24 protein-coding genes, 3 tRNA genes and 1 pseudogene are annotated in these 25,133 nt (G+C 56.7%); 11 read left to right on the top strand and 17 right to left on the bottom strand.

The features are described from left to right. Positions 1-36 precede the first annotated feature (36 nt). Complete coding sequence (locus tag ACZ1GM_RS11575; protein WP_472676587.1) at positions 37-273, bottom strand: hypothetical protein; 237 nt, start codon at positions 271-273, stop codon at positions 37-39. Between the two features lie 347 nt (positions 274-620). Here ACZ1GM_RS11575 and ACZ1GM_RS11570 point away from each other — a divergent pair, with 347 nt between their 5' ends. Continuing rightward, complete coding sequence (locus tag ACZ1GM_RS11570; protein WP_472676586.1) at positions 621-2,255, top strand: lysine--tRNA ligase; 1,635 nt, start codon at positions 621-623, stop codon at positions 2,253-2,255. Positions 2,256-2,353: 98 nt separating this feature from the next. On the opposite strand, the gene ACZ1GM_RS11565 is transcribed toward ACZ1GM_RS11570, so the two are convergent. Further along, positions 2,354-3,022: a prolyl hydroxylase family protein gene (locus ACZ1GM_RS11565; RefSeq protein WP_472676585.1), complete on the bottom strand. Its 669-nt coding sequence runs from the start codon at positions 3,020-3,022 to the stop codon at positions 2,354-2,356. Between the two features lie 119 nt (positions 3,023-3,141). Beyond that, on the bottom strand, positions 3,142-4,182 hold the full coding sequence (locus ACZ1GM_RS11560) for an RcnB family protein (protein ID WP_472676584.1): 1,041 nt from the start codon (positions 4,180-4,182) through the stop codon (positions 3,142-3,144). Between the two features lie 212 nt (positions 4,183-4,394). Between ACZ1GM_RS11560 and ACZ1GM_RS11555 the strand changes: the two genes are divergently transcribed. Continuing rightward, positions 4,395-4,976, top strand: coding sequence for a flavin-binding protein (locus tag ACZ1GM_RS11555; RefSeq protein WP_472676583.1), 582 nt, complete (start codon positions 4,395-4,397; stop codon positions 4,974-4,976). Positions 4,977-5,183: 207 nt separating this feature from the next. On the opposite strand, the gene ACZ1GM_RS11550 is transcribed toward ACZ1GM_RS11555, so the two are convergent. Beyond that, entirely contained in the window at positions 5,184-5,570 is a 387-nt protein-coding gene (locus tag ACZ1GM_RS11550) for a ribose-phosphate pyrophosphokinase (protein ID WP_472676582.1), read from the bottom strand. Between the two features lie 116 nt (positions 5,571-5,686). Between ACZ1GM_RS11550 and ACZ1GM_RS11545 the strand changes: the two genes are divergently transcribed. After that, complete coding sequence (locus tag ACZ1GM_RS11545; RefSeq protein WP_472676581.1) at positions 5,687-5,998, top strand: GIY-YIG nuclease family protein; 312 nt, start codon at positions 5,687-5,689, stop codon at positions 5,996-5,998. A gap of 242 nt (positions 5,999-6,240) precedes the next feature. Here ACZ1GM_RS11545 and ACZ1GM_RS11540 read toward each other — a convergent pair whose 3' ends face one another. Further along, a complete protein-coding gene (locus ACZ1GM_RS11540; RefSeq protein ID WP_472676580.1) occupies positions 6,241-6,582 on the bottom strand; it encodes a DUF7716 domain-containing protein in 342 nt (113 codons plus the stop codon). A 10-nt stretch (positions 6,583-6,592) separates the two neighbouring features. Then, complete coding sequence (gene ettA, locus ACZ1GM_RS11535; protein WP_472676579.1) at positions 6,593-8,269, bottom strand: energy-dependent translational throttle protein EttA; 1,677 nt, start codon at positions 8,267-8,269, stop codon at positions 6,593-6,595. Between the two features lie 211 nt (positions 8,270-8,480). On the opposite strand from ettA, the gene ACZ1GM_RS11530 reads away from it, so the two are divergent. The 4 genes from ACZ1GM_RS11530 (at position 8,481) to ACZ1GM_RS11515 (ending at position 13,185) form a co-directional block, all read left to right on the top strand. Continuing rightward, a complete protein-coding gene (locus ACZ1GM_RS11530; protein ID WP_472676578.1) occupies positions 8,481-9,698 on the top strand; it encodes a GGDEF domain-containing protein in 1,218 nt (405 codons plus the stop codon). Positions 9,699-9,933: 235 nt separating this feature from the next. After that, complete coding sequence (locus ACZ1GM_RS11525; protein WP_472676577.1) at positions 9,934-11,136, top strand: GGDEF domain-containing protein; 1,203 nt, start codon at positions 9,934-9,936, stop codon at positions 11,134-11,136. A gap of 181 nt (positions 11,137-11,317) precedes the next feature. Beyond that, positions 11,318-12,691 carry a M20/M25/M40 family metallo-hydrolase gene (locus ACZ1GM_RS11520; RefSeq protein WP_472676576.1) on the top strand — a complete coding sequence of 458 codons (1,374 nt, stop codon included), beginning with the start codon at positions 11,318-11,320 and terminating at the stop codon, positions 12,689-12,691. A gap of 128 nt (positions 12,692-12,819) precedes the next feature. After that, the gene (locus ACZ1GM_RS11515; protein WP_472676575.1) at positions 12,820-13,185 is read left to right on the top strand and encodes a hypothetical protein; all 366 of its coding nucleotides are present in this window, start codon (positions 12,820-12,822) and stop codon (positions 13,183-13,185) included. Between the two features lie 10 nt (positions 13,186-13,195). On the opposite strand, the gene ACZ1GM_RS11510 is transcribed toward ACZ1GM_RS11515, so the two are convergent. The 5 genes from ACZ1GM_RS11510 to ACZ1GM_RS11490 all read right to left on the bottom strand — a co-directional run bounded on the left by ACZ1GM_RS11510 (position 13,196) and on the right by ACZ1GM_RS11490 (position 17,660). After that, complete coding sequence (locus tag ACZ1GM_RS11510; protein ID WP_472676574.1) at positions 13,196-14,524, bottom strand: MATE family efflux transporter; 1,329 nt, start codon at positions 14,522-14,524, stop codon at positions 13,196-13,198. 31 nt (positions 14,525-14,555) lie between these two features. After that, positions 14,556-14,632: transfer RNA gene (locus ACZ1GM_RS11505), tRNA-Pro, on the bottom strand. Between the two features lie 53 nt (positions 14,633-14,685). After that, positions 14,686-14,759: transfer RNA gene (locus ACZ1GM_RS11500), tRNA-Ile, on the bottom strand. Positions 14,760-14,863: 104 nt separating this feature from the next. Beyond that, a complete protein-coding gene (locus ACZ1GM_RS11495; RefSeq protein WP_472676573.1) occupies positions 14,864-15,886 on the bottom strand; it encodes a polysaccharide deacetylase family protein in 1,023 nt (340 codons plus the stop codon). A gap of 25 nt (positions 15,887-15,911) precedes the next feature. Further along, positions 15,912-17,660 carry a sensor histidine kinase gene (locus tag ACZ1GM_RS11490; protein WP_472676572.1) on the bottom strand — a complete coding sequence of 583 codons (1,749 nt, stop codon included), beginning with the start codon at positions 17,658-17,660 and terminating at the stop codon, positions 15,912-15,914. A gap of 233 nt (positions 17,661-17,893) precedes the next feature. Here ACZ1GM_RS11490 and ACZ1GM_RS11485 point away from each other — a divergent pair. Continuing rightward, positions 17,894-18,343, top strand: a pseudogene (locus tag ACZ1GM_RS11485) (Lrp/AsnC family transcriptional regulator); the annotation flags it as partial. Between the two features lie 255 nt (positions 18,344-18,598). After that, positions 18,599-18,958 (top strand): hypothetical protein, encoded by a 360-nt coding sequence (locus tag ACZ1GM_RS11480; protein WP_472676571.1) that lies wholly within the window; start codon positions 18,599-18,601, stop codon positions 18,956-18,958. A gap of 4 nt (positions 18,959-18,962) precedes the next feature. On the opposite strand, the gene accC is transcribed toward ACZ1GM_RS11480, so the two are convergent. The 6 genes from accC to ACZ1GM_RS11450 form a co-directional block, all read right to left on the bottom strand. Beyond that, positions 18,963-20,312, bottom strand: coding sequence for an acetyl-CoA carboxylase biotin carboxylase subunit (gene accC / locus ACZ1GM_RS11475; protein ID WP_472676570.1), 1,350 nt, complete (start codon positions 20,310-20,312; stop codon positions 18,963-18,965). A 9-nt stretch (positions 20,313-20,321) separates the two neighbouring features. Then, positions 20,322-20,816 (bottom strand): acetyl-CoA carboxylase biotin carboxyl carrier protein, encoded by a 495-nt coding sequence (accB, locus tag ACZ1GM_RS11470; protein WP_472676569.1) that lies wholly within the window; start codon positions 20,814-20,816, stop codon positions 20,322-20,324. Positions 20,817-20,894: 78 nt separating this feature from the next. Beyond that, positions 20,895-21,329: a type II 3-dehydroquinate dehydratase gene (gene aroQ, locus ACZ1GM_RS11465; RefSeq protein ID WP_472676568.1), complete on the bottom strand. Its 435-nt coding sequence runs from the start codon at positions 21,327-21,329 to the stop codon at positions 20,895-20,897. 68 nt (positions 21,330-21,397) lie between these two features. After that, on the bottom strand, positions 21,398-21,940 hold the full coding sequence (locus ACZ1GM_RS11460; protein WP_472676567.1) for an SET domain-containing protein-lysine N-methyltransferase: 543 nt from the start codon (positions 21,938-21,940) through the stop codon (positions 21,398-21,400). Positions 21,941-22,350: 410 nt separating this feature from the next. Next, the gene (locus ACZ1GM_RS11455) at positions 22,351-22,764 is read right to left on the bottom strand and encodes a holin family protein (RefSeq protein ID WP_472676566.1); all 414 of its coding nucleotides are present in this window, start codon (positions 22,762-22,764) and stop codon (positions 22,351-22,353) included. 112 nt (positions 22,765-22,876) lie between these two features. Beyond that, positions 22,877-22,953: transfer RNA gene (locus tag ACZ1GM_RS11450), tRNA-Pro, on the bottom strand. Positions 22,954-23,178: 225 nt separating this feature from the next. On the opposite strand from ACZ1GM_RS11450, the gene yajC reads away from it, so the two are divergent. After that, positions 23,179-23,502: a preprotein translocase subunit YajC gene (yajC, locus tag ACZ1GM_RS11445; protein ID WP_472676565.1), complete on the top strand. Its 324-nt coding sequence runs from the start codon at positions 23,179-23,181 to the stop codon at positions 23,500-23,502. Between the two features lie 25 nt (positions 23,503-23,527). Then, positions 23,528-25,126, top strand: coding sequence for a protein translocase subunit SecD (gene secD / locus ACZ1GM_RS11440; protein ID WP_472676564.1), 1,599 nt, complete (start codon positions 23,528-23,530; stop codon positions 25,124-25,126). Positions 25,127-25,133: the final 7 nt, after the last annotated feature.

The raw sequence follows: 25,133 nt of genomic DNA, 5'->3' as shown, positions 1-25,133 counted from the left end.
TCATCTGTATTCTCCGTAGAACTGATTGTGTTGGAATCAGACGTGGAGCGGTGGCCCTGTTGCTTCGTAAGCAGGTGGAGGTGCCGGTGCAGCCAGATCGCGCAGACGCTGCGCTGTGTAGTCCGCTTGCGGAGCGGCACGCGCGGCGAAAACCACATCACTGGATGGCAATGTCGGCCCGCATGCAGAACAGCACGGATTTGCCGTGTTATCTTCGCCATGGCCCTCATGCGGGTTGCTGGACGCCATCTTTTCAGGCTCATGATGTGCCATATTGTGCAGCGCGTGCTCTTGGTGTTCTGCGTGTCCCACCTGATCACCAGCAGACATGTGCGTAGAACCCGGTAGGCAACAGGGCGCACCCAAAGCCACGCGCAACAGGATTGAGCACAAGAGCATGCTCAGAAAAATGGGATGGCGCGGGGGACGCATGGCGGCAGCTTAGCCTGACCTATCTGGTTTGCAAGAGATACTCGACCAGTGGCGGGAACCGGGCAAAATTTGCTGATAGATCATTGCCGGGTGACGATCGAAGAGAGCTCTCCGGACAAACCATAGCGCCAAGCACAGCGACAATTCGCGCTTGCAACCCCATACGCCTTGAGCGAAGGGCTAGCGCTATGAGTATGCAAGATCTGATGGACGCCGCGAAAGATTCCAAAGCCTGGCCTTTTCAGGAGGCACAGCGACTGCTCAAACGGTATCCCAGCGGCACAAAGCCTGATGGCTCACCGATCCTGTTTGAAACGGGATACGGTCCGTCAGGTTTGCCACATATTGGCACGTTTCAAGAGGTGTTGCGCACCACCTTTGTGCGCCGCGCGTTTGAGGCGTTGATTGGGGCACGACCAGAGGACGGCAAGACGCGGCTCGTCGCTTTCAGCGATGATATGGATGGCCTGCGCAAAGTTCCTGATAATCTGCCCAATCAGGCGCTGCTGACGGAAAGTCTGCATAAGCCGCTTTCGCGTATTCCTGATCCGTTTGAAAAGTATGAGAGTTTTGCTGCGCATAACAATGCGATGCTGCGCGAGTTTCTCGATAGATTCGGGTTTCAATATGAATTTGTTGCCGCGAGTGATCGCTATAACTCCGGCGCATTCGATGATGCGCTGAAGAATGTGTTGCGCAACAATCAGGCGATTCTCGACATCATGCTGCCGACTTTGCGGGCGGAACGTGCGGCGACGTACTCGCCGATCATGCCGATCAGCCCATCAACCGGCCATGTGTTGCAAGTGCCGGTTGAGGTGGTCGATGCCGATGCAGGCACGATCCGCTTCACTGACGAAGACGGCACCGTGATCGAGCAATCCGCGCTGGGCGGTATGGCCAAGCTGCAATGGAAAGTTGATTTCGCAATGCGCTGGGTCGCGCTGGGCGTCGACTATGAAATGTATGGCAAAGATCTCACCGATACCGGCATACAGTCAGGCAAGATTGCCAAAGTGCTTGGTGGCCGCAAGCCGGAGGGGCTGATTTACGAGCTGTTCCTTGATGCCAATGGGGAGAAGATTTCCAAATCGAAGGGTAATGGCCTGACGATTGAGGAATGGCTGACCTATGGCAGTGAAGAGAGCCTGGGCTTTTACATTTTCCCCAATCCGAAAAGCGCGAAACAGTTGCATGTTGGCGTGATACCGCGTGCGGTTGATGACTATTGGCAATTTCGTGAGCGGATAGCGGGGCAGCCGCTGGATAAGCAACTCGGCAACCCCGTGTGGCATTTGCTCCGTGCGAATGGCGGTTGGCCAGAGGGGGAAAACGTAGGCGAAGCGCTGGGAGCAGGTGATACTCTACCGGTGACATATGGCCTGCTACTCAACCTTGCGAGCGTGCTGGGCGCGGAGGCGACAGAAGCCAATCTGGCGGAATATCTTGATACATATCTGGGTGATGTGAAGCGCGGGCCAGAGCTGGATCGGCTTATCGCATCAGCGGTCGCCTATACGCGCGACTACATCGTGCCGACGCTGAACAAGCGCCCGCCCGATGATCGCGAGGCGGCGGCATTGCGCAAGCTCGACGAAGCGCTCGCAGCCATGGATCCAGCTACGCCAGCTGAAGACATCCAGACAATCGTCTACGAGATCGGAAAGGACGAGACGTTCGGGTTCGAGAATCTGCGCGACTGGTTCAAGGCGCTGTATCAGACATTGCTCGGGTCAGATCAGGGACCGCGCATGGGCAGCTTTATCGCGCTTTATGGTATCGCGAACAGTCGCAAGTTGATTGCTGAGGCACTTTCTCGATAATGGCCTAGCCACCCGCACCCTCCACCCTTCCGCCCGGATGATATCCCGGTAGGCTCCGGGCGGAAGGGTGGAGGGCTAGCGCGCTAGGAAAAAGACTCCTACTTCCACGCCCGCGTCCGGTACCATTTGGTGATCACATACTTTGAGCCACGCACCACTGGCATGCCGGCATGCAGCGTGTCGATATTTGGTATGCCGTCAGGTTTGGCATTGTTCCAGACCAGCAATACGCCGGGTTTGGGCTCAATCGACGCGCCAACATTCGCAAAATGTGTGTGCCCACCCTCTTCAACCTCGTTGAGAAAAGCCATTGCGGTCCAGCACCGCTGGCCGCCACGCTTTCGCTCCTGTTGCCAATAGGGTTGATCAACATAGAACCAGTCATTGTGGGCCTTGAATTGCTGCCCTGGCTGATAACGCTGGCCCTGAATGGTTTCGCCAGTCATCGAGTTCAGCCCCAAAAGGTCATCAATCCGGCGGGAGATTGCCAACACAAATGGATCAGCGGGATCAAAATTGCCGGAATAGGATGTCCGGAACCCGTCTTCATAAGCCTGCTCATGCAGTGTGCTAGGCGTTGCGACCATATCAATCATTGCGATCAGGCGCTGGCATTCATCGGCAGAGAGAAAGTCGCCGACAGCGAAAATCTCCGCCTTCTCTGTCGGAACCTTGTAAATCGCGCTGTCGTTTTCAAGCCGTTTGCGCACCGACGCGCCAACCCGCTTTAGGGCATCTTGATCCGGTATTGTCTTCGTCTTCGCCATGGGCCGAGTGTTACCAGCGCGGATCAGCTTCGCAAGATTGCGGGTCGCTCTTCATCGCAAACGAAACCCCCGCCAACCTTGATCGGGTGGCGGGGGCTGATTGTTCGGGTTGATCTACATCACCAGAAGAAGTCGTGAATGACGTCGACCACTTCGCCGCTATAGATATCCACCAGAACTACATCGTCATAATAGCGGACCCAGCGATAGGGGCCATAGACCTCTGGCAGACGATACCGCCATGGGTCATTGATGTAATACCGCGACGAGAAGAACAGGTTGTCGAGGTAGAACCCGATGCTCAACCGGCGATAGCGATAGTCGCGATAGGGCGCATAATACCGTCCCAGTCGGAAGATGCTGCGGTTGTTAAACCGGTGGCGATGCCAGTTATAGCGGTTGTGCTTGCGCCACGCCCGGCGGTTCCACTTGCGGTGATTGCCATAACGATGACCATCGCGATAATTGCGGCCATCCCGGTAACCCTTGCGACGACTACTGTCACGATATCCATCGCGCCTGCCATCACGATAGGCCCGACGGTTGTCACGATAATCCCGACGACGATCAGCCCGGCGACCATCACGATACCCGTCGCGGCGTCCATCCCGGTAGTTACGGCGGTTCTCCCGCCACTGCGTACCGCGAACATCACGCCGTTCTGCGCGCCGGTTCTGACGTGCGTCGCGATTGCCCGCTCTGCGATCCTGCCGCGTATCGCGCCTTTCCTGGCGACGATCAGCGCGACGTTCCTGATATTGCGGCATATAACGTGCACCGCTGCGTGCACTGCGATCGCCATTGCCACGGCGAGCTTGCTCGCGGCGATTCTCTGCCCGAACCTGTTCGCGTTGCCGCTGACCATCGCGTATAGAGCCACGGCGTTCCTGGCGGACCTGTCGGCGCTCACCACGATTGCCCTGACGCGTCTCGCGCCGCTCAGTGCGGTTACCGCGGCGCGTGTCACGGCGCTCGCTACGCCGTTCCTGGCGCGCCTGTTGGCGATCCTGGCGCTGTTCGAAACGCTGTTCAGCCTCGGCAGCTTCCGCCTCAGAAGCAGGCAGAGCGAAAGCCAAGGCAACAGCCAATGCGCTGAGCGCGCTTCCTTTCAGGAAATCTGCAAACGAGAGGTTTGCTATTGAGTGTTGTGCAGAAGACATGGAGCGTCTCTCCTAACTGTTGAAAGCCGCTCCACCACCTGCGACGCCGACACATTCTGTATCGATGAAATGTGGTATATAGCAGATGGCCTGACGCGAACCTTAACCAGTCATTACGGCTTCTGTTCATGTTCGCGACGCATTTACTGAACGCCCATTCTGGAGGCGGAGGACACTTGACTTTGCCGGCGCTTTGCCGCGTTGAGGGCCGCATGTCTGAGAGTTTTGAAGGTATCCTGCGCGATGTATCGGGGCGCCTTTCGCGCGCGTGCAAGGATCGCAAATCGCCCATGCAGTCGCCGGTTGTCGCGACGGCTGATGCGGATGCGCGGGTGATGGTAATGCGCCGGTTTGACCCTGAATACTGGACTCTGCGTTTCCACACTGATGCGCGCGCGCCCAAATGCGGCGTGATCGGGGATGGCGCGCCCGTCGGCGTGCTGTTCTATGACAAACCGCAGAAGGTTCAGATCCGCGTACGCGGCACGGCCCGGATTGAGACGGATACGCCAGCGGCTGATGCGGCTTGGGCCGAGAGCACCAACTTCGCGCGGCGCTGTTATATGGGGGAGGGACCGGGTGCCGCCTCTGACGAGCCGACCAGCGGCCTGCCAACCGAGTTTGAAGGGGTTGAGCCAACCGAGGAACAGGTCGTTTCGGGGCGAGAGAACTTTGCCATCCTGATGGTCGAGTTGGAGGAGCTGGACTGGTTCACTCTCGCGCATACCGGGCATCGCAGGGCTCAGTTTAGCCGCGATGGTGACGGCTGGGCGGGACGGTGGGTCTCGCCATAAGCCATAGCGCGCAGGTGTTGGATTGCGCCGCGGTAACCCCGTCACGATGGAACACATGGAACACGGTCCAGAGTAAGAAATCCGGCCTTCTCCCACGCTGCTCAAAACAGTACATGCAACGGGCCTGGATTCATGGGGTTTTGAGGATGCGGCGCGGTTTTCCATGTCGCGCGACTTAGCGCCGCAGGTGGCAGTAGGAAAATTGGGTTAGCTGTCTTTGACGCGCCAATAATCGAAGGCTGCCTGCTGGACCTTGCGGACGAGTTTGGCGGCCTGTGCACCTTCCCAATTGCCTGTGTAGCCATGCCGCTCCGCAACGCCGACCCACCAGCCTTGGCCGGGTAGTCGGTCGCTTTCGCGCACGACCAGCACTGCGAGTTCAGGTTCGCCCGCTGCCGCGCCGTCTGCGTCGATCGCGTCCAGCGTCTTGCACAGCGCGCGCATCTTGGGCCGGGTAAAGCGATGGCCGAGCATGCCCAGCATTTCGGAATAGGAAACCGCGCGTTCGTCTTTAGCGGCGGCGATCAACAACTCGCGCACGTGGGCCGTGTCAGCAATGTCACCGGGTGAGGCCAAAGACGCAGATCTCGACAATCCCCTCAGCCTCAAGCCATTCGGAAACAGTGCGGTCAAAGGATGAGGAGGGCATGAGCGCTGACCTAACAGATTTCGTCATTCCCGCGAAGGCGGGGATCCAGTAAGCGATACTTATGACATTTGAACGCCAGCCCTGCGTCTATATTCTCGCATCGGCCCGCAATGGAACGCTCTACATCGGCGTCACGTCCGACTTGGTTGCCCGGATAGATCAGCATCGCGAAGGTACATTCGAAGGTTTTTCGAAGCGATACGATGTGAGACGGCTCGTCTGGTTTGAGCCACACGAGGAAATGGAGTCGGCCATCGTTTGTGAGAAGCGGCTGAAAAAATGGAACCGCGCTTGGAAGATTCGTCTGATCGAAGAGGCCAATCCTGATTGGCGCGATCTGGCGGAGGACTTTGGGTTTGAGCCGCTTTCTTAAGGTTCATAGTCCCTTCCGCTCTTCCTTCGTCACTCCCGCGCAGGCGGGAGTCCAGAAGGTGGTCTCGTGCTCGCTCAGACTGGATTCCCGCCTACGCGGGAATGACGGTGTTTCTTATCTACAGCACACCGAGCTCAATCTATCCGTCACTCCCGCGCATGCGGGAGTCCAGAAAGCGATGTCGCACAGTTCCATCCTGGATTCCCGCCTTCGCGGGAATGACGAAAGTAAGGAAGGCTAAGCTATTCAAGAACGATAAACGCGTCGTTCTGCCAGTAGTATTCAAATGCGTCGAAAAGATCGTCGACTGTCGCCATCGGTTTCTGCATCATGGCGTTCTCAATAATACTTAGAACAGCTGCTCCCTCAAGGGTTTGGCGCAGGCCATTCTTTTTGGCGAATTTTGGTACACCAGCATCTGGTTGATCTTCCTCTTCGGGGGGCACTTCTTCGCTCTTCAGCGCAATCGCAGGTGAGTTGGTAGACCAAATGCCGTGTTGAGGAAGATAGAGATACTCATCGAAAGACACGGACTCTACGGACGACAAGATTGCTCCAAGAGTGGTTAGGTCAAGAGTCTTCATAGAGAACCACTCACCGCGTCAATTTCTTATAAGCCAACCGTGTAGGCCGATCTGCGGCATCGCCCAGACGGCGACGTTTATCTTCCTCGTAAGCCTCGAAGTTACCTTCAAACCATTCGACATGTGAGTTGCCTTCAAACGCCAAGATATGCGTCGCGAGGCGATCCAGGAAAAAGCGGTCGTGCGAGATCACCACGGCGCAGCCAGCGAAGTTCTCAATCGCGTCTTCCAGCGCGCGCAGCGTCTCCACATCAAGGTCGTTGGTCGGCTCATCCAGCAGCAGTACATTGCCGCCTTGTTTCAGCATCTTGGCCATGTGCACGCGGTTGCGCTCACCGCCCGACAGCTTGCCGACATTTTTCTGTTGGTCGCTGCCTTTGAAATTGAACGCGCCGACATAGGCGCGGGTCGACATGTCGTGACCATTGACCTGCATGTAATCGAGCCCGTCGGAGATTTCCTCCCACACATTATTGCTCGCGGTCAGGTCATCACGGCTTTGATCGACATAGCCCAGATGCACCGTGTCGCCGATGCTGATGGAGCCGCTATCGGGTTCTTCCTGACCGGTGATCATTTTAAACAGCGTTGATTTGCCCGCGCCGTTGGGGCCGATAATACCGACAATGCCGCCTGGTGGCAGCGTGAAATCGAGGTTTTCGAACAGCAGCTTGTCGCCAAATGCCTTGCTCAGACCCTTGGCCTCGATAACCTTGGAGCCGAGCCGTTCGGGCACCTGAATAACGATCTGCGCCTTGCCTGGCTTGCGGTCATTCTGCGCGTCCTGCAGCTGCTCAAACTTGCGCAGGCGCGCCTTGGACTTGGTCTGGCGACCCTTGGGGTTCTGCCTGATCCAGTCGAGCTCTTCGCTGAGCGCTTTCTGGCGACCGGATTCCTCGCGGTCTTCCTGCGCCAGCCGCTTGGCCTTCTTGTCGAGATAGGTCGAGTAATTCCCCTCGTATGGATAATATGACCCGCGATCCAGCTCGAGAATCCACTCCACCACGTTGTCGAGGAAATAGCGATCGTGCGTAATCATCAGCACGGCCCCCGCATACTCTTTCAGGTGGTTTTCCAGCCAGTTGACGCTTTCCGCATCAAGATGGTTGGTTGGCTCGTCCAGCAGCAGGATCGATGGCTTCTGGATCAACAGACGGGTGAGGGCGACGCGGCGTTTCTCACCACCGGACAGGCTTTCCACGCCCATGTCTGACGGAGGGCAGCGCAGCGCCTCCATCGCGATTTCCAGCTGGTTGTCGAGCGTCCAGCCGTCCACCGCATCAATCTCTTCCTGCAACGTGCCCATCTCGGTCATCAGATCGTCGAAATCATCGCGATCGGGGTCGCCCATCAGTCCGGTGATCTCGTTAAAGCGGTCGACCTTGTCGGCGACTTCGCGGGCGCCATCCTTGACGTTTTCGAGCACGGTTTTGCTTTCATCAAGCTGCGGCTCTTGCGGCAGATAGCCGACCGTGATGTTTTCGCCCGGCCACGCCTCGCCAGTGATGTCGGTATCGATGCCTGCCATGATCTTGATCAACGTCGACTTGCCTGCGCCGTTGGGGCCAACGATACCGATCTTCGCGCCCTGATAGAATTGCAGGTTGATATTGCTGAGGACCGGTTTTGGCGCACCGGGAAATGTCTTGGTCATGTTCTTCATGACATATGCGTATTGCGCAGCCATTAGGGCAGTTCCTTCAGATCGAGAATGTGTGTGGTGTCTTTGCGCGCTCAGATAGGCGTGCAAGCGCGCCGGGGCAAGGTGACTCTGCAGTGAAAGAACAGTGATGGAAAGGTGCGTGCAATCGCCAAATAATTTGCCGACCACGCGCTTCTCCTAAAGGTGACCTTAACCTTATCTGCTTAGCCCGGTTGGACGGGAGCTAAACGGGTCAATGCAAACGCAAATCTTAGGGTTGGTGACGCCTCTGATGGCGCTGTTTTTTGCAGCGACATTCGCGGTGCTATGGCGCGTTGGGCGCCTGCAACGGCACGTGCTCGGCTTTGCTATTGCCTATGCTTTGTCTGCGGTTGGGTTTCTGATCACGCATTTCGCGCCTGCCGAGGCGACTTACGTCTTTCATGCAACGCAGGCGTTCTACAGTCTCGGCTCGACGATCATGGTCGCGTCTGTTTGCGACAGGGCTGGTCAAAGGATCAGCCTGTGGAGTTACGCCGCAGTTTACCTGATCAGCGCACTGACTTTGGCGGTCGCGGTTAATCTGTCAGATGATGTCTCATCCCGGTTGATCATCATCAATATGGGCTATGGCGTGATGTTTGCGATGGGTTTGACGACCCTTCTCGCCTCACGAAAAAGAGAACTGATTGACGTCGCGATTATCGCGATCATGGCTTTTCAGGCCGCCGACTTCTTCGTCAGACCGACACTCACTTTGCTGTTCGAGCACTCGATACCAACGGCGGTCTATCGCGATTCGATCTACTATTCCTTGATTGGCCTTGCCCTCAGTGTGAAGGGCGTCACCACTGCGATCGTGCTGATCGGGTCCTCTATCATGGAATGGATGACTGCGGTTCGTGAAAGTGGAGAGCGTGATTCCCTGACAGGCTTACGAAACCGGGGCGCGTTTGAAGATACGATGCGGGGCCTGATACAGCGCGCTCAGAACGAAGGACAACCGCTCAGCCTTGTGGTGGCCGATATCGATAACTTCAAGCAGGTGAACGACATTTGGGGGCATCAGGCTGGCGATCAGGCGATTGCCGCATTTGGCGAATTGATTGAGCAGACTGTGCGGGGATGCGACACGGCTGGCCGGATCGGCGGCGAAGAGTTCTGCATCGCGGTATGGAATTGTGAAAACGACGCTGCTGAACGTCTCGCGGACCGGATAAGGCAGGCATTCACGCGTCTTGAGCACCCCGCGCTGAGCGAGGATATCCGGCTGACCGCGAGCTTTGGCGTGGCCACTGCGCGTGCCGGAGAGAGCTATCAGCGCTTGTTCGCACGGGCGGATGCGTCGCTTTACCAAGCGAAATCAAGCGGAAGAAACATGGTTCAAAATGCCGAGAAAAGCGGTCGTGACGGCCCTATGCCCGAAACCATGCCGGAGTTGTTTGGGTTGAAGCACGCCGCCGCGGATCGATAATCCGCCAATCTGCGGACACGTTAAATATCGGCGTGGCTGCAGCGCGAAGTGCAAAACTTTGTTGCGAGAACCCTTTTTAGGGGTCGGCGTTAGGATATTCTCATACCTTTTGTGACCAATGCGGATACACGGTCATTGGGCGCCAGGGGCATTAGGCACAAATACTTACCGGCGGCAGCACAATAGCATTTACCGCTCGTTGATATGATTGGGGCTATAGAAGGAGGGTAGAACTATGCAGACACAGATCCTCTCCTTCATGGTGCCCGCGATGGCCATGATTTTCGCGACGCTGTTTCTGGCGTTGTGGTGGAATCGCCGCGAGCGATTGTATGTGCTTGCCTATGCTGCCTGTTATGGATCGATTGCGCTTGGTGTGGCGGTCAATATCTGGATCAGCAAAACGATCCCCCCGCTGGGCATCGTTAGCTATCACCTGATCTCAATGGCTGGGCTTCTCGTATTGATATGGGGACTGGCCAAACGCCATGATCGCACAATTCCGCTGGGCCTGTACGTACTCACCGTTGCACTGACATCAGTGTTCCTTTGGCTCGGGAGTTCGATTGGGCAGGTCAATGCGGTGAAAATGGCGCAGAATGTGAATTCGGCGCTTCTGCTCGCCTTCATCGCTCACAATCTGTGGAACTGGCGTGTCACCCATTGGGCGGACCGGGCGCTGATTTGGGTCACTTCTTTGTTGGCCGCATTCGGCTTTGTGCGTCCGCTGATAACCGAATTCTCTGTGCTGATTTTTGGCGCAGGCGAACAGGGGGCAGCGCTGCTGACGGCGATTCATGTGCTTGCGCTTGCAACTTTGCTGACTGCGATGGCTCTTTGTCTGGCTGCCACGGTTATCTCTGAAAGTATCGAGAGCGAGCGTGACAAGGCCGGGATCGACGCCTTGTCAGGTCTGCATACGCGCGGTGTTTTTGAAAGCCATGCCAAGGAAATGCTGGCCAAAGCTGATGCGGGATCCGTCGCGGTGACAATGATTGTTTGTGACCTCGATCACTTCAAGAAGATCAATGACACTTGGGGGCATGCCTCAGGCGATCGCGTGATTAAGAGCTTCGGCGAATTGCTGGAGGGCAAGGTCCGTCAGTCTGACATTGTCGGGCGAGTTGGCGGGGAGGAATTTTGCCTTCTCGTTTGGAACTGCCCCGTGGATGGCGGTGCACGTCTGGCTGAGCGCATTCGGGCAGCAACTCAGAACATTCAGGGTCGTTCTGGCGAAGATGCCGTCCCGGTTACAGCGAGCTTTGGTGTTGCTGAATGCCGCTCTGGCGAAAGCTACGCACAATTGTTTGAGCGGGCGGATAGCGCGCTGTATCGCGCCAAGGATGCAGGCAGAAACCGGGTCTCTGTTGATGGTGTCATTGAAGATGAGGACGCTGATAAAGTGATCCCACTGCGACCCGTTGTGACAGCCAAATAATCAACACCTCTGCGCGTCAAATTGAACTGCGTTGACGCAGATGATGGCATCATGATTTTGGTGTAGCGTGAAAGATAGAGTGCCGAGGTGCTTTGGTTCCAGGTGCCCGGTCAAACAAGGCGATTCTGGCAGAAACGAAGGCATACTAGACTTAACCTGGCGGGGTCATTAGCAGGGAGGAATGCAAAAACCTCTCTTCGCGCTGGCCGCGCTTTCACTCTCAGTTCCTTCACTGGCACAAGCCCCTGATCGTCTCGCGACAGTCGCAGATGAAGCTCTTGAGAAGGACACCATAGCCTGGGACTTTGTTGAGGGGATCACGACAGAGGTCGGGCCACGTCAGGCCGGCACAGAGGCTGAGGCAAGGGCGCGTGATTGGGCGATCGCATGGCTTACGGCACGCGGCTTTCAAAATGTCGCGAACGAGCCGTTCGAGATGGAAACCTGGGTGCCCGGTGATCTCCACAAAGCAGAAGTCCTGAGCCCATTCCCACAACCGCTGGTGGTCCAGCCGCTCGGCAATTCAGCGTCGACTGGCGTTGAGGGGATTACTGCCGAAGTAGTCGAATTTGAGAACGTCGCGGCGCTCGCCGCAGCCCCTGCTATGAGCCTTGATGGCAAAATCGCCTATATCTCGCATTCGATGACGCCGACGCAGGACGGCTCGCAATACGGTTTTGCCGGGCCGACGCGTTGGGTGGCATCGGGGATCGCTGCACAGAAGGGCGCAGTGGCCACCGTGATCAAATCTGTCGGTACTGATTATCATCGCAACCCCCACACGGGCGGAGCTGGATTTCCCGAGGGCGTCAGCCCGATCCCTGCCGGTGCTTTGCCGTTGCCGGATGCCGAAAATCTTGAAAGGATGTTTGATCGCGCCGGCAAACGTCCGATCATGTTGAAATTGACGCTAACGCCAGAACGTCTGGGCACGACGATGAGCGGCAATGTTGTGGGCGAGATTGTGGGGCGTGACTCATCCTTGCCTCCGATTTTGATCGCATGTCATATCGACAGCTGGTGGAATGCGCCGGGTGCTTTTGATGATGGGGCAGGGTGCGGCATTGTTGCTGCTGCGGCGCTCCATGTGGCACGCTCTGGCCAGCCGCTACGCACCATCAGGGTGCTTATGGCAGGGGCAGAAGAAACTGGCCTATGGGGTAGCCGCGCATATTCTGAAGCGCATATTGATGAGCCCATTGGTGTCGGCATAGAAAGCGATTTCGGTGCGGACCGCATCTGGCGTTTCGAGAGCAATTTTCGCGACACCAATGAAGCTTTACACATGAAACTGGCGAATTCCGTCGCGCGGTTTGGCGTTGCAAACTCGTCAATAGTCGCAAGTGGGGGCGCGGACCTCAATATCTCTCGCGATCAGGGCGGGGCGATCATTGATTTGCAGCAGGATGGTACGCGCTATTTTGACCTGCATCATACGCCAGACGATACGCTCGATAAGATCGACCAGGCTCAGCTGCGCCAAAATGTTGCGGTGTGGACGCAGGTTGTGGGTTTACTCGCGAATGAACCGGCGAGCATTCAATCCGGTGAATAGAGGTTGGATTGCCGCGCTCTTTTAGTCAGCTCTATTGCGCCAAATTTACTTTAAATTAGAGGCTCACCTGCTTAAGAAATTGTCCGGACAATTTTTGGTCGAACAGACTGAAGCAAGGGTGGTTCAGGATGGCGGGTAACCTACTTTCAGCAATTCAAGAGCTTGAACAGGTTCAGGCAAAGCTCTCGCGAGCCGTTTTGCAGGGTGATGAGATTGATGCTCGCGAACTCACAAGGCTTCGCAGCAGCTTCTCAATGGGACTCCTCCGGCTTGGTTCACAGGCGCGGGAAGACACGAGTTTGTCTTCTGATCGCGAGCGCCTTTCTGCGTTTAATGCTCGACATCGCGAGATCCAGAACGAGCTGTCACGGCATCAGGCGGACTGGATGCTTTCCGCTATAAGCAAGGATCCGGAGGGATATCGCGTGGCGACTGAGAAGCTGAAAAAGAACCAGAAAGACTTTTTTGCGTGGGCAAAACAGCAAGCGCGCTAGATTTCTGAAGTCAGAAGCTGCGCCTCACCAGGCCTGGCATCATAAACGCTTGGATCGCTGCTCTTGCGACCAAGAACAGAACGAAGCTGCCCCATAGGCCTGCATTGCCTAGCGGCCATGTGAGCCACAGCGATAGTGCAAACACGGCTGTTGCTCCGCCCATGGAGATCAGCAGTTTGCGCGTCCAACTCGCGCCGACGAATACGCCATCATAAACGAAGCCTGCCAGCCCGGCGATCGGGATGATTGCGAGCCAGATCGCGTTATCACGCGCAATCTCGGCCACCGCTGGCGTGGCGGCAAAGCTATCGAGGATTGGACCGGCGGCCACGATAAACGCGACTGAGACGATAGCCGCGATGGCCATTCCGCGCAGCAGGATTGCATTTACGTATCGTTTGAAACCTTCCCGGTCGCGCGCGCCATACCGTTCACCATTGAGAACCTGCGCGGCATTCTCAAACCCGTCGAGCAGCAGGGCAGTGAGCACAAACAGCTGATAGATGATGCCATTGGCCGCCAGCACTATTTCGCCACGCTCGGCGGATAGCCGTGTCAGTGTGGCAAGAACTATCATCAATACCAGCGTCCGCAGGAAAAGATCGCGATTGACCGACAGAAATGGTGCAAGGGCGGACCATTGCAGTACGTTTGACTTGCCAGCGCTTGTGACGAGTGCCCTCAAATCGCCAGCCTTTGCCAACACCACCACGATCAGGGCTAACTTAGCGATTTCAGCAATCAGGCTCGACCAGCCGATCCCGGCAATTCCCATATCGAGATCGAGAACGAACCACAGGCCCAGCCCGACATTTAGCAAATTGTAGACGACCTCGATCACCAGGACAGTGCGCATCTGCCGTCGGCCCACCAGAAAGCCAATGAGCGCCAGATTGGCCATCACAGCGGGCGCCGACCAATAGCGGATTTCCGCGTATATCATCGCCTGACTGAAGACAGTCTCCTCCGCGCCCAGCATTGTTAGCAAGAGCGGTAAAAGTACCGGTTTCAGCAGGAGTAACAGTGCCGCGATGCCCAGACCCACAGTCAGACCGCGCAACAGCACGCGATGCTGCTCACTTGCGCCATCGCGTTTGCCGGATTGCGCGACGAGGCCAGTGGTCCCCGTTTTCAGGAAGTTCATCACGGTGAAGAGCACCGCAAACAGGCGCGCGCCCACATCAACCGCACCCTGCGTCGCTGCATTGTTGAGTTGCCCGACTATCCACATATCGCCGAGCCCGATCAGGGCGGTCGCAACATTGGTAACCATTGCGGGCAAGGCAATCGCCCAGATAACACGAGTGTCGATGGCTCTGGACTGAGGTGAATTGGTCAAGAATGCTCCTCACACTCTTGCGAAGAAAATCTGGTCGGGGAGACTGGATTCGAACCAGCGACCCCCTGTACCCAAAACAGGTGCGCTACCAGGCTGCGCCACTCCCCGACCGATTTTTCGCCACTCAGTTTGTGTCCGTATCTGCCAGTCCACCCATTCGGTGGGCCCGGCAGGACTCGAACCCGCGACCTAGCCGTTATGAGCGGCCAGCTCTAACCAACTGAGCTACAGGCCCTCTACCGAATAATCGAACGATTCGACAGTGGACACGCCAATGGCGAGGGCAGGCGCGTAGCGTGGGTTTGCTGAAGAGGCAAGCGTTACTGAGTGGAATATTCGCTAATCTTGAACAGAATCCAGAATTTCCGCGACTGTCGTTGGTTTGACCCCTCGTTGATCGAGATACGCATAGACCGATCGCCACCAATCATAGAACTTGTCGAGATCCGAATCTGTGCGGATATATGGGGTGTTCCCGGGTCGCAAAGACGGGCTGTGAAAGCTGAGGACAAGCATGGGTAAGCCGTCGTCCAGCGCAATATCAATGGCCCGCAGCGCTTCCTCAACCGTGACGCCCTCTGGCGTTAGGGAAATCCGTTCGAGCAATCCCAGCCGCGCTGCGATGCCGCCGATATGTGGCAATTTGTCGATCATTGGCTGCAGCAACCGCCCCTGGCGTCGCAACATTCCCCAAAATACCGTGGTCAGCGGCAATTCGAGCAGCGAATGATCTGGATCGATCCAATACGGCGCTTGCGGGTGCCGCGTGTAGTCTGGACCGTGGCCATCGCGGTAGTCAAAGCCGGCGCGCACCGAGGTATCAATCGCTATCCCATGATCTTTCAGAATGGCTCTCGTTGCATGCCCAAGCCCGTATCGGCCCGCGCGATAGATGAGCGGGCGCGTGTCAAAATTGGTGCAGATCGCTTCGTACAACCGCGCAAACTTCTCACGCTCCAGCTGAGGTGGCAAATTTCCAGCATAGCTCGTGAAATCGCTGATGTCTTCTTCATGCGGAGGGTTGACCCATGGATGCAGTTGCACACCAATCTCTGCCGTGCCTTTACGGATTGCCTCGCCAATGATCTCGATCGCCTGCTGTGAGTTCGCGATGGGCCAGTCGACCAGATAGACGGGGCTTACCCCAATCCCTTCGCAAAATTCTTGGAACCGGGCGAGATAGGATACATGATTAAGGCTATATTCGTCGCGCGTGAAAGAGCCGCTCCAGTCGAACTCTTCCTCCGTATCGACAGTCAGCAGCGCGCGCTGGCCAACCCCTCGCTGAAACCGCGCAATATTGCCCGCTGGCGGCAGATCCAGAATGGATGGCTCGCGAATACTGTTTCCCCACTTTGCCACACGACCGTAGCCGCGCCAGCTAACGTCAGCCGGTTGCGCGGTCAGGCGTCGGTTCCGGGCTAGGTTCGCTCTGTGCGGTGGTCAAGAGTGGTAAGTTAAGCGCCAGATTTTCATCCACACGCGCCAGATCGCCGCCCATTGCGCGGGCTTCTGCGCGAGCAAGCCGCAGCGCAAACCCGGTACCAAATATGCCTGCACTCACCGTGTTGTTGCTGAGGCGGTTTTCGGTCGAGAAGATGTTGTCGACCTTGCTCAGATTGGCGGGAAGCGCGACCCGCATTGCGAGCTGCCCTTCCTGATTGTCCAGCAGCAACGGGATTTCCTCTCCCGCACTCATGCCTGAGGCAATCGCTCCCAAGATGCGCCAGGCCAGCATCTCGCCGTCAGATTGCGAAACCTGTATAATAGCAGCACCAGCCGGCCTAACTGCCTCAAAACGGGCGACGCGCGGCGATAGCACTGTTTGCAGTTGATTGACCTGACGCGTGGCAATTTCGAAGAAATCGCATTGGCCGGTTTCGGGCGCTTGCGAATTGCTCTCCAACCGGACCAGCCGGTCTAGTTCGTCGAAACCCGCCAGCATCCGTGCACTGTCACCTGCAATTGATGCGGCCAGCGCGCGATACTCATGCGGAGTGTTGCCAAATAATTGCTGCTGAATGACCTCGGCAAACCCCTGAATAGCATTCACCGGAGTGCGCAGTTCGTGCAGCAATTGGCGAACGCGATCCTCTTCTGCCTTGGCACGGGCTTGCGCAGAGTCCTCCGTGACCCGCCGAAAGCGCCCGATGAAGCCCGCGAAGCGTCCGTCTCCCGGCAGAAAGCGAGGCATGGCGTCCACGGCCCATGCGCCTGCAATAGCACTTGCCCCATCGAGCTCTGCAAGGGCATTGCCGACAGGCTGGCGATCGCGAATGGCGCGTGCGAGGCCGGGAACGGCGCGCAAATCCTGGCCTAAGACGGTGCCAACAACCATCGGCGCAACTTCAGGATCAGCCCAATCGATGCGGCCCTTGCTATCGGTACGGAAACTGAAAGCGATGATGGTTTTACGGCCCGATTTCCCACCATTCTCTCCCAATGGCAGGAGTGGGGCATCTTCGACCGGATTATCGTTGGTCGTGTCGCGCACCTCACGGGCGCGGCTGAAGGCCTCAATGCGCTGCACCAGTTCGCGGATTCCGGGTTTCTCTTCAGTTCTTTCTTTGGCCCTTGAGCTTGGCACGGTGTTGCCCGGGCTATCCGTCACAGTGTCAGATGAAACGGCTGCTTGTTCGTCAGGTTCTCGGGTTTCGCCTGGCTGATCTGAGGGCACTTCTTGCTCGGCTGTAATACTGGGCAACACGCGGTCCTGAACGCCCAGCCGATCAAGTATCTCTGTGGCTTCGCGGGGCAAGCTTTGACGGTGTCGCAAGAAGCCTCTTGCGCGGATCGGCAGGGCTGGGATGATGCGCGACCAATCCTCGCCGCTTAGGCTCGCTCTCGCGAGGGCGGCAGCGGCCACGTCCGGCTCCGCCTCACCGAGATATTGAACCAATGCCGGGTTGCGAATGCGCGTGCCACCTTCAGCCACTATGCGCGTGCGGTGTTCCAAAGGTACCGTGTTTGCCAAGGCGTCTAGCCTCAGAAACGCGGCCGCCTCAAGGCTCTCATCGCGCCCTCGTGGAGGCTCGCCGAGCAGGTCAAGCAGCTGGCGATACTGCGTGCGTACCGCGAACTCGCCGGTTGCGCGGTGGCGCAATACGGTGGCGAGGCGGTCGTCAAAATGCATCATCTCTCCGGGCACTTTAAAGCGCGATCGGGGGCTGGCCGCGCGTCTTAACTTCTCTTACTGCCTATCCTTTACAATGTCCTAAAGAACGCTGAACGGAATCTGTGGCTTACGTTGCAAAGCGAGACAATTGCTGGCAACAACAATAATATTAGGTTTGAGTGCGTATTTGCGGGGCATTAGTTTCGTCAAATGACCTCATACGTAGACTGATAGCCGCAGGTGGAGCGTGCCATATGGCAAATTTCGATGAGATTGATCGCCGATTGCTAGCTGAATTGCAGGAAGAGGGGCGCGTCACCAATGTCGAGCTTGCTCAGCGCGTTGGCCTGACTGCGCCGCCCTGTTTACGGCGGGTGAGGGCGCTGGAAGAGGATGGTGTGATCCGTGGTTATCATGCGGACCTTGACGCGTCCAAGCTCGGCTATGCGATCACGGTCTTTGCGATGGTCAGCCTCAAGAGCCAGGCGGAAGACGATCTGCGCGAGTTTGAGGAGCATATGCGTGATCTGCCTGAGGTACGCGAAGTGCACATGCTAAATGGCGAGATTGACTTCATCCTCAAAATCGTCAGCCGCGATTTGCAGAGCTTCCAAGAGTTCCTGACGAGCAAGCTAACACCCGCGCCTAATGTCGCGAGCGTCAAGACTTCCTTGACGATCCGTACTGCGAAGCACCGGTACGGGCGTGCCTTTGTGATGACCTATATTCGTGCACATCTCATGTCGATTTCAATGGTCTCGAGCGCGGTGTTAATCGGCACTTCCGTATCTGCCGCCGCTTGTTTGGAAACAGGCTCATACGTGGCAGTCTTGAGCGATATGATCGATACATGCAGTATAGTTTACGATCGATGCTTTGTGTAAGCTGAGTGCACGCTCGCTTGTTCGCAACTCCCTCATCCCGTACCATTATGCGCTAGCAAGTCACGGGAGGTGAGAATGATAGACATCCCGCCAGAACAGCCTCCGGCAGTGTCGGTCGTGCAGGCAGATGTGGAACAACACCTTCCGATGGAAGAGCGTGAAGACGGCTCGCTTGTGATTGATCTGATGACGCTTAACGACCAATGCCAAGGCACTCAGCCGGACCCGATCAACCCGACGATTGTCGTTTGCAGAACAAAGAGCAGGGATCAGAGAGTGGACACCGAGCCATCAGTTGATGCGTTCGGAAACGCCATTCCCAGAGCTAAGCTCAAGCTATCAGAGAGCAGTGCGATATCGCTGGATGCTAAGGAGAAGGCCGTCGGCGGGCATACAGCCAATGCTGCGCTGGTCACCCTGACGGTGGATTTTTGAGGCTTTACCCCTCGCGGCTGTCCAGATATTCTTCCAGCCACTTGATTGAATAATCGCCGGTCTGAACATCCTTTTGCAGGATCAGTTCCTGATGCAATGGAATGTTTGTCTTCACCCCTTCGACAACCATTTCTTCCAGCGCCCGCTTAAGGCGCATCATGCAGCCGTCGCGTGATCGCCCATAGACGATCAGCTTGGCAATCATGCTGTCGTAATAGGGCGGTATGCGATAGCCGGCATAAAGACCGCTATCGACGCGCACATGCATGCCGCCCGCCGCATGATAATAGGTCACTTCGCCAGGGGAAGGCGCGAAGGTCCAGGGATCTTCGGCATTGATCCGACATTCGATGGCATGGCCATTGAACTCGATTTCGTCCTGCTTGACGGATAATTTCTTGCCAGCTGCGATGCGGATTTGCTCGCGCACCAGATCAACGCCGGTGATCGCTTCGGTCACCGGGTGTTCGACCTGCAAACGGGTGTTCATTTCGATAAAATAGAACTCGCCATCTTCCCACAGAAACTCGATCGTACCTGCGCCGCGATAGCCCATATCCCGCATAGCTTTTGAGCAGACTTCGCCCATTCGCATACGTTCTTCATGAGACAAAACTGGTGAGGGGGCTTCCTCCAGAACCTTCTGGTGGCGGCGCTGCAATGAGCAATCACGCTCACCCAGATGGATCGCATGGCCATTGCCGTCGCCAAACACCTGAAATTCGATGTGACGGGGATTGCCAAGATACTTCTCGATATAGACGGTGGCATCGCCGAAAGCAGCTTTTGCTTCGCTGCCGGCCTGCTTCATGAGCGTTTCGAGCTGGTCTTCGCTTTCGCAGACTTTCATGCCGCGTCCGCCGCCGCCAGACGCCGCCTTGATGATAACGGGATAGCCGATTTCTGCGGCGATCTTGCGCCCTTCTTCGGGATCAGAAACAGCGCCGTCACTGCCGGGGACCAGCGGCAAGCCCAAATCACCAGCGGTCTTCTTCGCCTGAACCTTATCGCCCATGGTGACAATGTGTTCTGGTTTGGGGCCGATCCATTTGATCTCATGCGCTTCGACGATCTCGGCGAATTGCGCGTTCTCCGACAAGAAGCCATAACCAGGGTGAATGGCATCGCATCCCGCCACCTCCGCAGCTGAGATGATCGCAGCATGATTGAGGTAGCTGTCGGTCGCCGATGGCGGGCCGATACACACCGCGTGATCGGCCAGCCGTACATGCATGGCATCGGCATCTGCGGTGGAGTGTACCGCAACCGTTTCAATTCCCATCTCATGCGCAGCGCGGTGAATACGCAATGCGATTTCGCCACGATTGGCGATCAGGATACGCTTAATCGTCATCGGACAGCCTTAGCCGATCACGACGAGCGGCTGATCAAACTCAATCGGCTGCGCGTTTTCAATCAGAATGGCTTTGATGGTGCCGGCCTTGTCAGCGGTGATCGGGTTCATCACTTTCATGGCTTCAACGATGAGGAGTGTGTCCCCCTCTTTCACGCTGTCGCCAACGCTGATGAAGTCTGCGGCACCCGGTTCAGGTGCAAGGTAGGCCGTGCCCACCATCGGGGATTTGAGAGCGTCAGCATGATCAGCAGCGGGCGTCGCCGCTGCTTCGACGGGAGCGGCGGTTGGTGCATCTGCTATTGGTGCAGGAGCGGCTGCGATCGGCGCAGGCGCCGAAGCCGCAACGCCGCCGCCACGCGAGACCCGCACTTTACGGTCACCATCCTCGACTTCGATTTCTGTAAGCCCCGTTTCGCCGAGCATTTCTGCAAGCTCGCGAACCAGCGCGGTGTCGACATTCATGCCAGCTTTCTTGCCAGCGGTACTTTTCCTGTCGGCCATGAATACCCTTGTAATTGCTATGCCACGCCTATGGGCTGAGCGCGGCGCAATGACAAGAGGTGCTGGAACAGGTTTCCGCTAGAGCTTGGCGGCTTTTTCGAGCGCGACCACATAGCCTTGTGGTCCCAAACCTTGAACGACATCGGCGGCCGCCATTCCCACATAAGAGGTGTGACGGAACTCCTCACGAGCGCTCGGATCGGACAAATGCACCTCGATTACAGGCACATCGATCGCCTTGATCGCGTCGAGCAGTGCGATGGAAGTGTGCGTGTAGGCTGCGGCATTGAGCAACACTGCTTTGATGCCTTTCTTATGCGCCTCATGCAGCCAATCGACCAATTGCCCCTCGTGATTGGATTGACGCATATCTACGTGCAGACCCAGCTCATGCCCCCGCTGGGCAAGCAGGTCTGCAATATCCTCCAGCGTATCAGAGCCATAAATCTCCGGCTCCCGGGTGCCGAGCAGATTCAGGTTGGGGCCGTTGAGGACGAAGATCTGTTGTGCCATAACGATCCTCTAGCGCGTTGTGCCAGAAGGGAAAAGCGGGCCGTTGTAAGTGGGCGTGAACGGGAAACTTACAGTTTGAGCTGAACTGCTCTTGGTAATTCTCGTTTTGCACCCCAACGCTGTACCTTCAGCTTCTTGCGTTCAGTTGATTTGCGTCGACTGTCCATTTCAAGCAAGTAAGGAGCGATAAAGCCGACATACGCATCCTTGCGCGACTGTGGCAGATCTTTCCATCCGGTAATTGCTGAACGACAATTCGCACTCCCGCACCGACACGGTCCTGAAAAATGCTCTATCGAGTAGTTACGCATGGCATAGTCAAATGTCGCTTCGTCACTTGTGGCAATACCGCGCATCGCAACGATATCATGCGCTCCTGTATCATTCAGCACGATACCGCAGTTCGGGTCGCAGGAATGGTTGAATTTGGAACTTAGCCCTGCGTGAAACCCAAATCTGGTGGCACTGAGCTGGGATGCATGGGAATGATTCTCGATTGAGCTGTGGTCAAGGCGCCCGACACAAAGAGTTTCCCCTCGCCGGAATGTTTTGAGGGCAAAGATGCCTTGACCGCGACTGGGCGTTTCGCGCTGCTCGATAATGGGGGGCATGTGGGTTTCCTCGGTTGTTGGGCGATATTCAGCTGTATGTTGCGGCCTCAGATTAAGGGCACAGGTAGTCGCCACGCAGGCGCCGTCTGCTACGCTGTTTTGAACCGCTTTTGGGAATAGTATGCGCGATGTAGGTCCGCCGACCTCGGCCAAAATGCTGCGCTAATGCGGATCGCAGCGTGTAAAATGGCCCAATGACTCTGCCACAGAGAGCTATTTCGATGCCCAAATTGTGCTCTCCCAATGCGGGAGCACAATTGTCTCTCAGTCAAGATGGCGCATTAGATGGACACTCGATCTACCTAATATGGTGACGCGCCTTGGCGCTTACAAGCCGTTAGGTCGGTTTGTCGGCAGTGGCCTGATCTTAGCGCGTCTGGCCGTTCAACTTTTGTCTGTTCGCAGGGATGCTATTTATCAACGCCTTTGATCTTTCCCCACTGGCGCGCGGCGGTGTAGCCAAGATAGCCAGTGCCAAACAGCGCATAGAGTTCCTCCGGCAGTCCGCCGAGATACGCATTCATTCCCTCGCCGATATCGCGGGCAACATCAGGGCGAAACGCCGCAAGGATGCCCATGGGCAAGGCCCACAGAATTAGCGTGTAAATAACATAGAGAAAGCTGGGGCGGGCGCGGCTGGTCCATGGATCTGTTGAATTGGCCTCAGCCACGATTGCAGAGAGGCGCGCCTCGATGGCCTTGAGGTCCTGCGTCCCTTCCAGCTTGATCAATTCAAGCTTCGCCTTCGCGCGAGCTTCTTTGTCGGGAATGATCTTGTCGATGATCGATGCAACTGGGCCAATAAGCGATTCAATCAATGCCATGGAACGTTCTCCTAAATCAAAAAGAACGAGCGGGCTAACCAAATAGGTTCGTGTAGGAAAGCCAGGTCCTTTACCGGACGGCTATGGGGTTGTTTGGTCGAGGATTTCCCACTGGTCGGGACGATAGGATTCGAACCTACGACCCCCACACCCCCAGTGTGATGCGCTACCAGACTGCGCTACGTCCCGGATCCAGTGGAGGCGGCGCTATAAGCGGGGGTGTGTGCCATGGCAAGCGTGAAGCTCAATGGTCGCGGCGTATCACCTTAGTTTTGTGTGCGTTGCTCTGAGTGGGCAATGCTGCTAGCGGGCCACACCAATGTTGCAAAAGCGTATGAGGTGGCTTGCAATCGCTACGCCCACACCCAATTGCAGCCAATCGAAATACACAATTAAGTCCGACAAGGTTCGTCCATGCTAGAAATTCTCGCCGCCGGTACAGCAGCTGCCCCGCCACCCGCTTGGGTAACCTGGCTCCCGATTTTGGGGATGGTCCTGATTTTCTGGTTCCTGATCCTGCGTCCGCAGTGGAAGCAGCAGAAGGAGCACCGCCAAAAAGTCGAAGGCTTGAAGCGTGGTGATGAAGTAGTCACAGCCGGCGGCCTCGTGGGCAAAGTTGTTAAGGTCGACGATACTTATGTCGAGATCGATTTGGCCAAGGGTGTTCGCGTTCGCGCGGTGAAGCACACGATCGGCGACGTAATTCAGCCGGGCGCCAAGCCCGCAGCGAACGACTGATTGACGCGCAGAGGTTCGCGAGACGATGCTTGATTTCCCGACTTGGAAGAAAGTTTGGCTGTGGCTGATTACTGCCGCTGCCGTACTTGCGGCTTTGCCATCGCTTGTGTCGATGACCGATGCCAGATGGCCTGATGCGCTGCCTGATCCCACGGTCAATCTCGGTCTCGACCTTGCTGGTGGTAGTCATATTCTGCTGGAGGCGGATCGCGCGCAGGTTGCGGCACAGCGGCTTGAAAATATGGAGGAAGGCGTTCGTGCTATTCTCCGTCAGGCCGAGCCGCGCATCCGCATTGGCGATGTCTCGACCCGCGAGGGACAACTCAGTTTCATTCTCGACGATCCAAGTCAGGTTGATCGTGCGCGTGAGCTGATCCTGCCGCTGATGAATGGCACGGGTCTGGTTCGCGAGTGGGATTTGTCGGTTCTCGACGAAAACCGCTTCGTGCTTGAACCAACTAGTGCCGGTCTTGATCAAGCGGTGACGGATGCGATGGATAGCGCGACCGAAGTGGTGCGCAAACGTATTGATGCGCTTGGTACACGCGAGCCGACGATCATTCGTCAGGGCGATACGCGCATCGTGGTACAGGTGCCAGGTCTGGAAGATCCCGACGCGCTGAAGGCGTTGCTGGGTCAGACCGCAAAGCTTGAGTTCAAATTGGTCGATCAAACCGCGCTGCCCACTGATGTGGCGCAGGGCATCGCGCCTCCGGGGAGCCAGATTTTCCCGTTTGTTGAAGACTCTCCGCAGGCTGGTACCTCGCTGGCGGTGGAGCGGCTCGGCGGTATTCGCGGTGACAATCTGATCAATGCTCAGCAAGGTGTTGATCCGCAAACTAACGAGGCCGTGGTAAACATCACATTCGATCAGCAGGGCGGGGCGCGTTTCGCGAAACTGACCACGGAGAACGTGAATAAGCCATTCGCGATCATCCTCGACGGGCAAATCCTGTCGGCGCCGAACATCAACGAGCCAATCCTTGGCGGTACTGCACAGATATCAGGTAGTTTTTCGGTTGAGACTGCAAACCAGCTCGCAATCTCACTGCGCTCCGGTGCACTGCCGGTTGATCTCGCGGTGATTGAAGAGCGTACCGTTGGCCCAGACCTTGGTGCGGACTCGATCCGCAAGGGTATGCTCGCGATGATGATTGGTTCGGTCGCGGTGATCGCGCTGATGGTGGCTTGCTATGGCCGGTTTGGGATTTACGCGACGATCGCACTCGTGATCAACGTCATGATGATCCTTGGCATTATGGCTGTCCTCAACACCACGCTGACGCTGCCGGGTATTGCCGGCTTTGTTTTGACCATCGGTGCAGCCGTCGATGCCAACGTCCTGATCAACGAACGTATTCGTGAAGAGCGCAAGCGCGGTCGACGGGTCATCGCAGCATTTGAGAATGGGTATAAAGAGGCGACGCGTGCGATTTACGATGCCAACATAACCAACTTCATCGCTGGCGTGTTGCTGTTCCTGTTCGGCTCAGGCCCGATCCGCGGCTTTGCGGTCGTTCTGATTATCGGGCTGTTCACCAGCGTGTTCACCGCCGTTGTGCTGACGCGCATGTGGGTGGCCGGTTGGCTGCGCAAAACACGCCCTAGCGACATAAATCTGTGAGGGGAGA

It is taken from the genome of Qipengyuania sp. JB2-7 (assembly GCF_055693485.1).
Note: the sequence above shows the minus strand (reverse complement) of the source record. Positions and strands in the feature narration are given on the sequence as shown.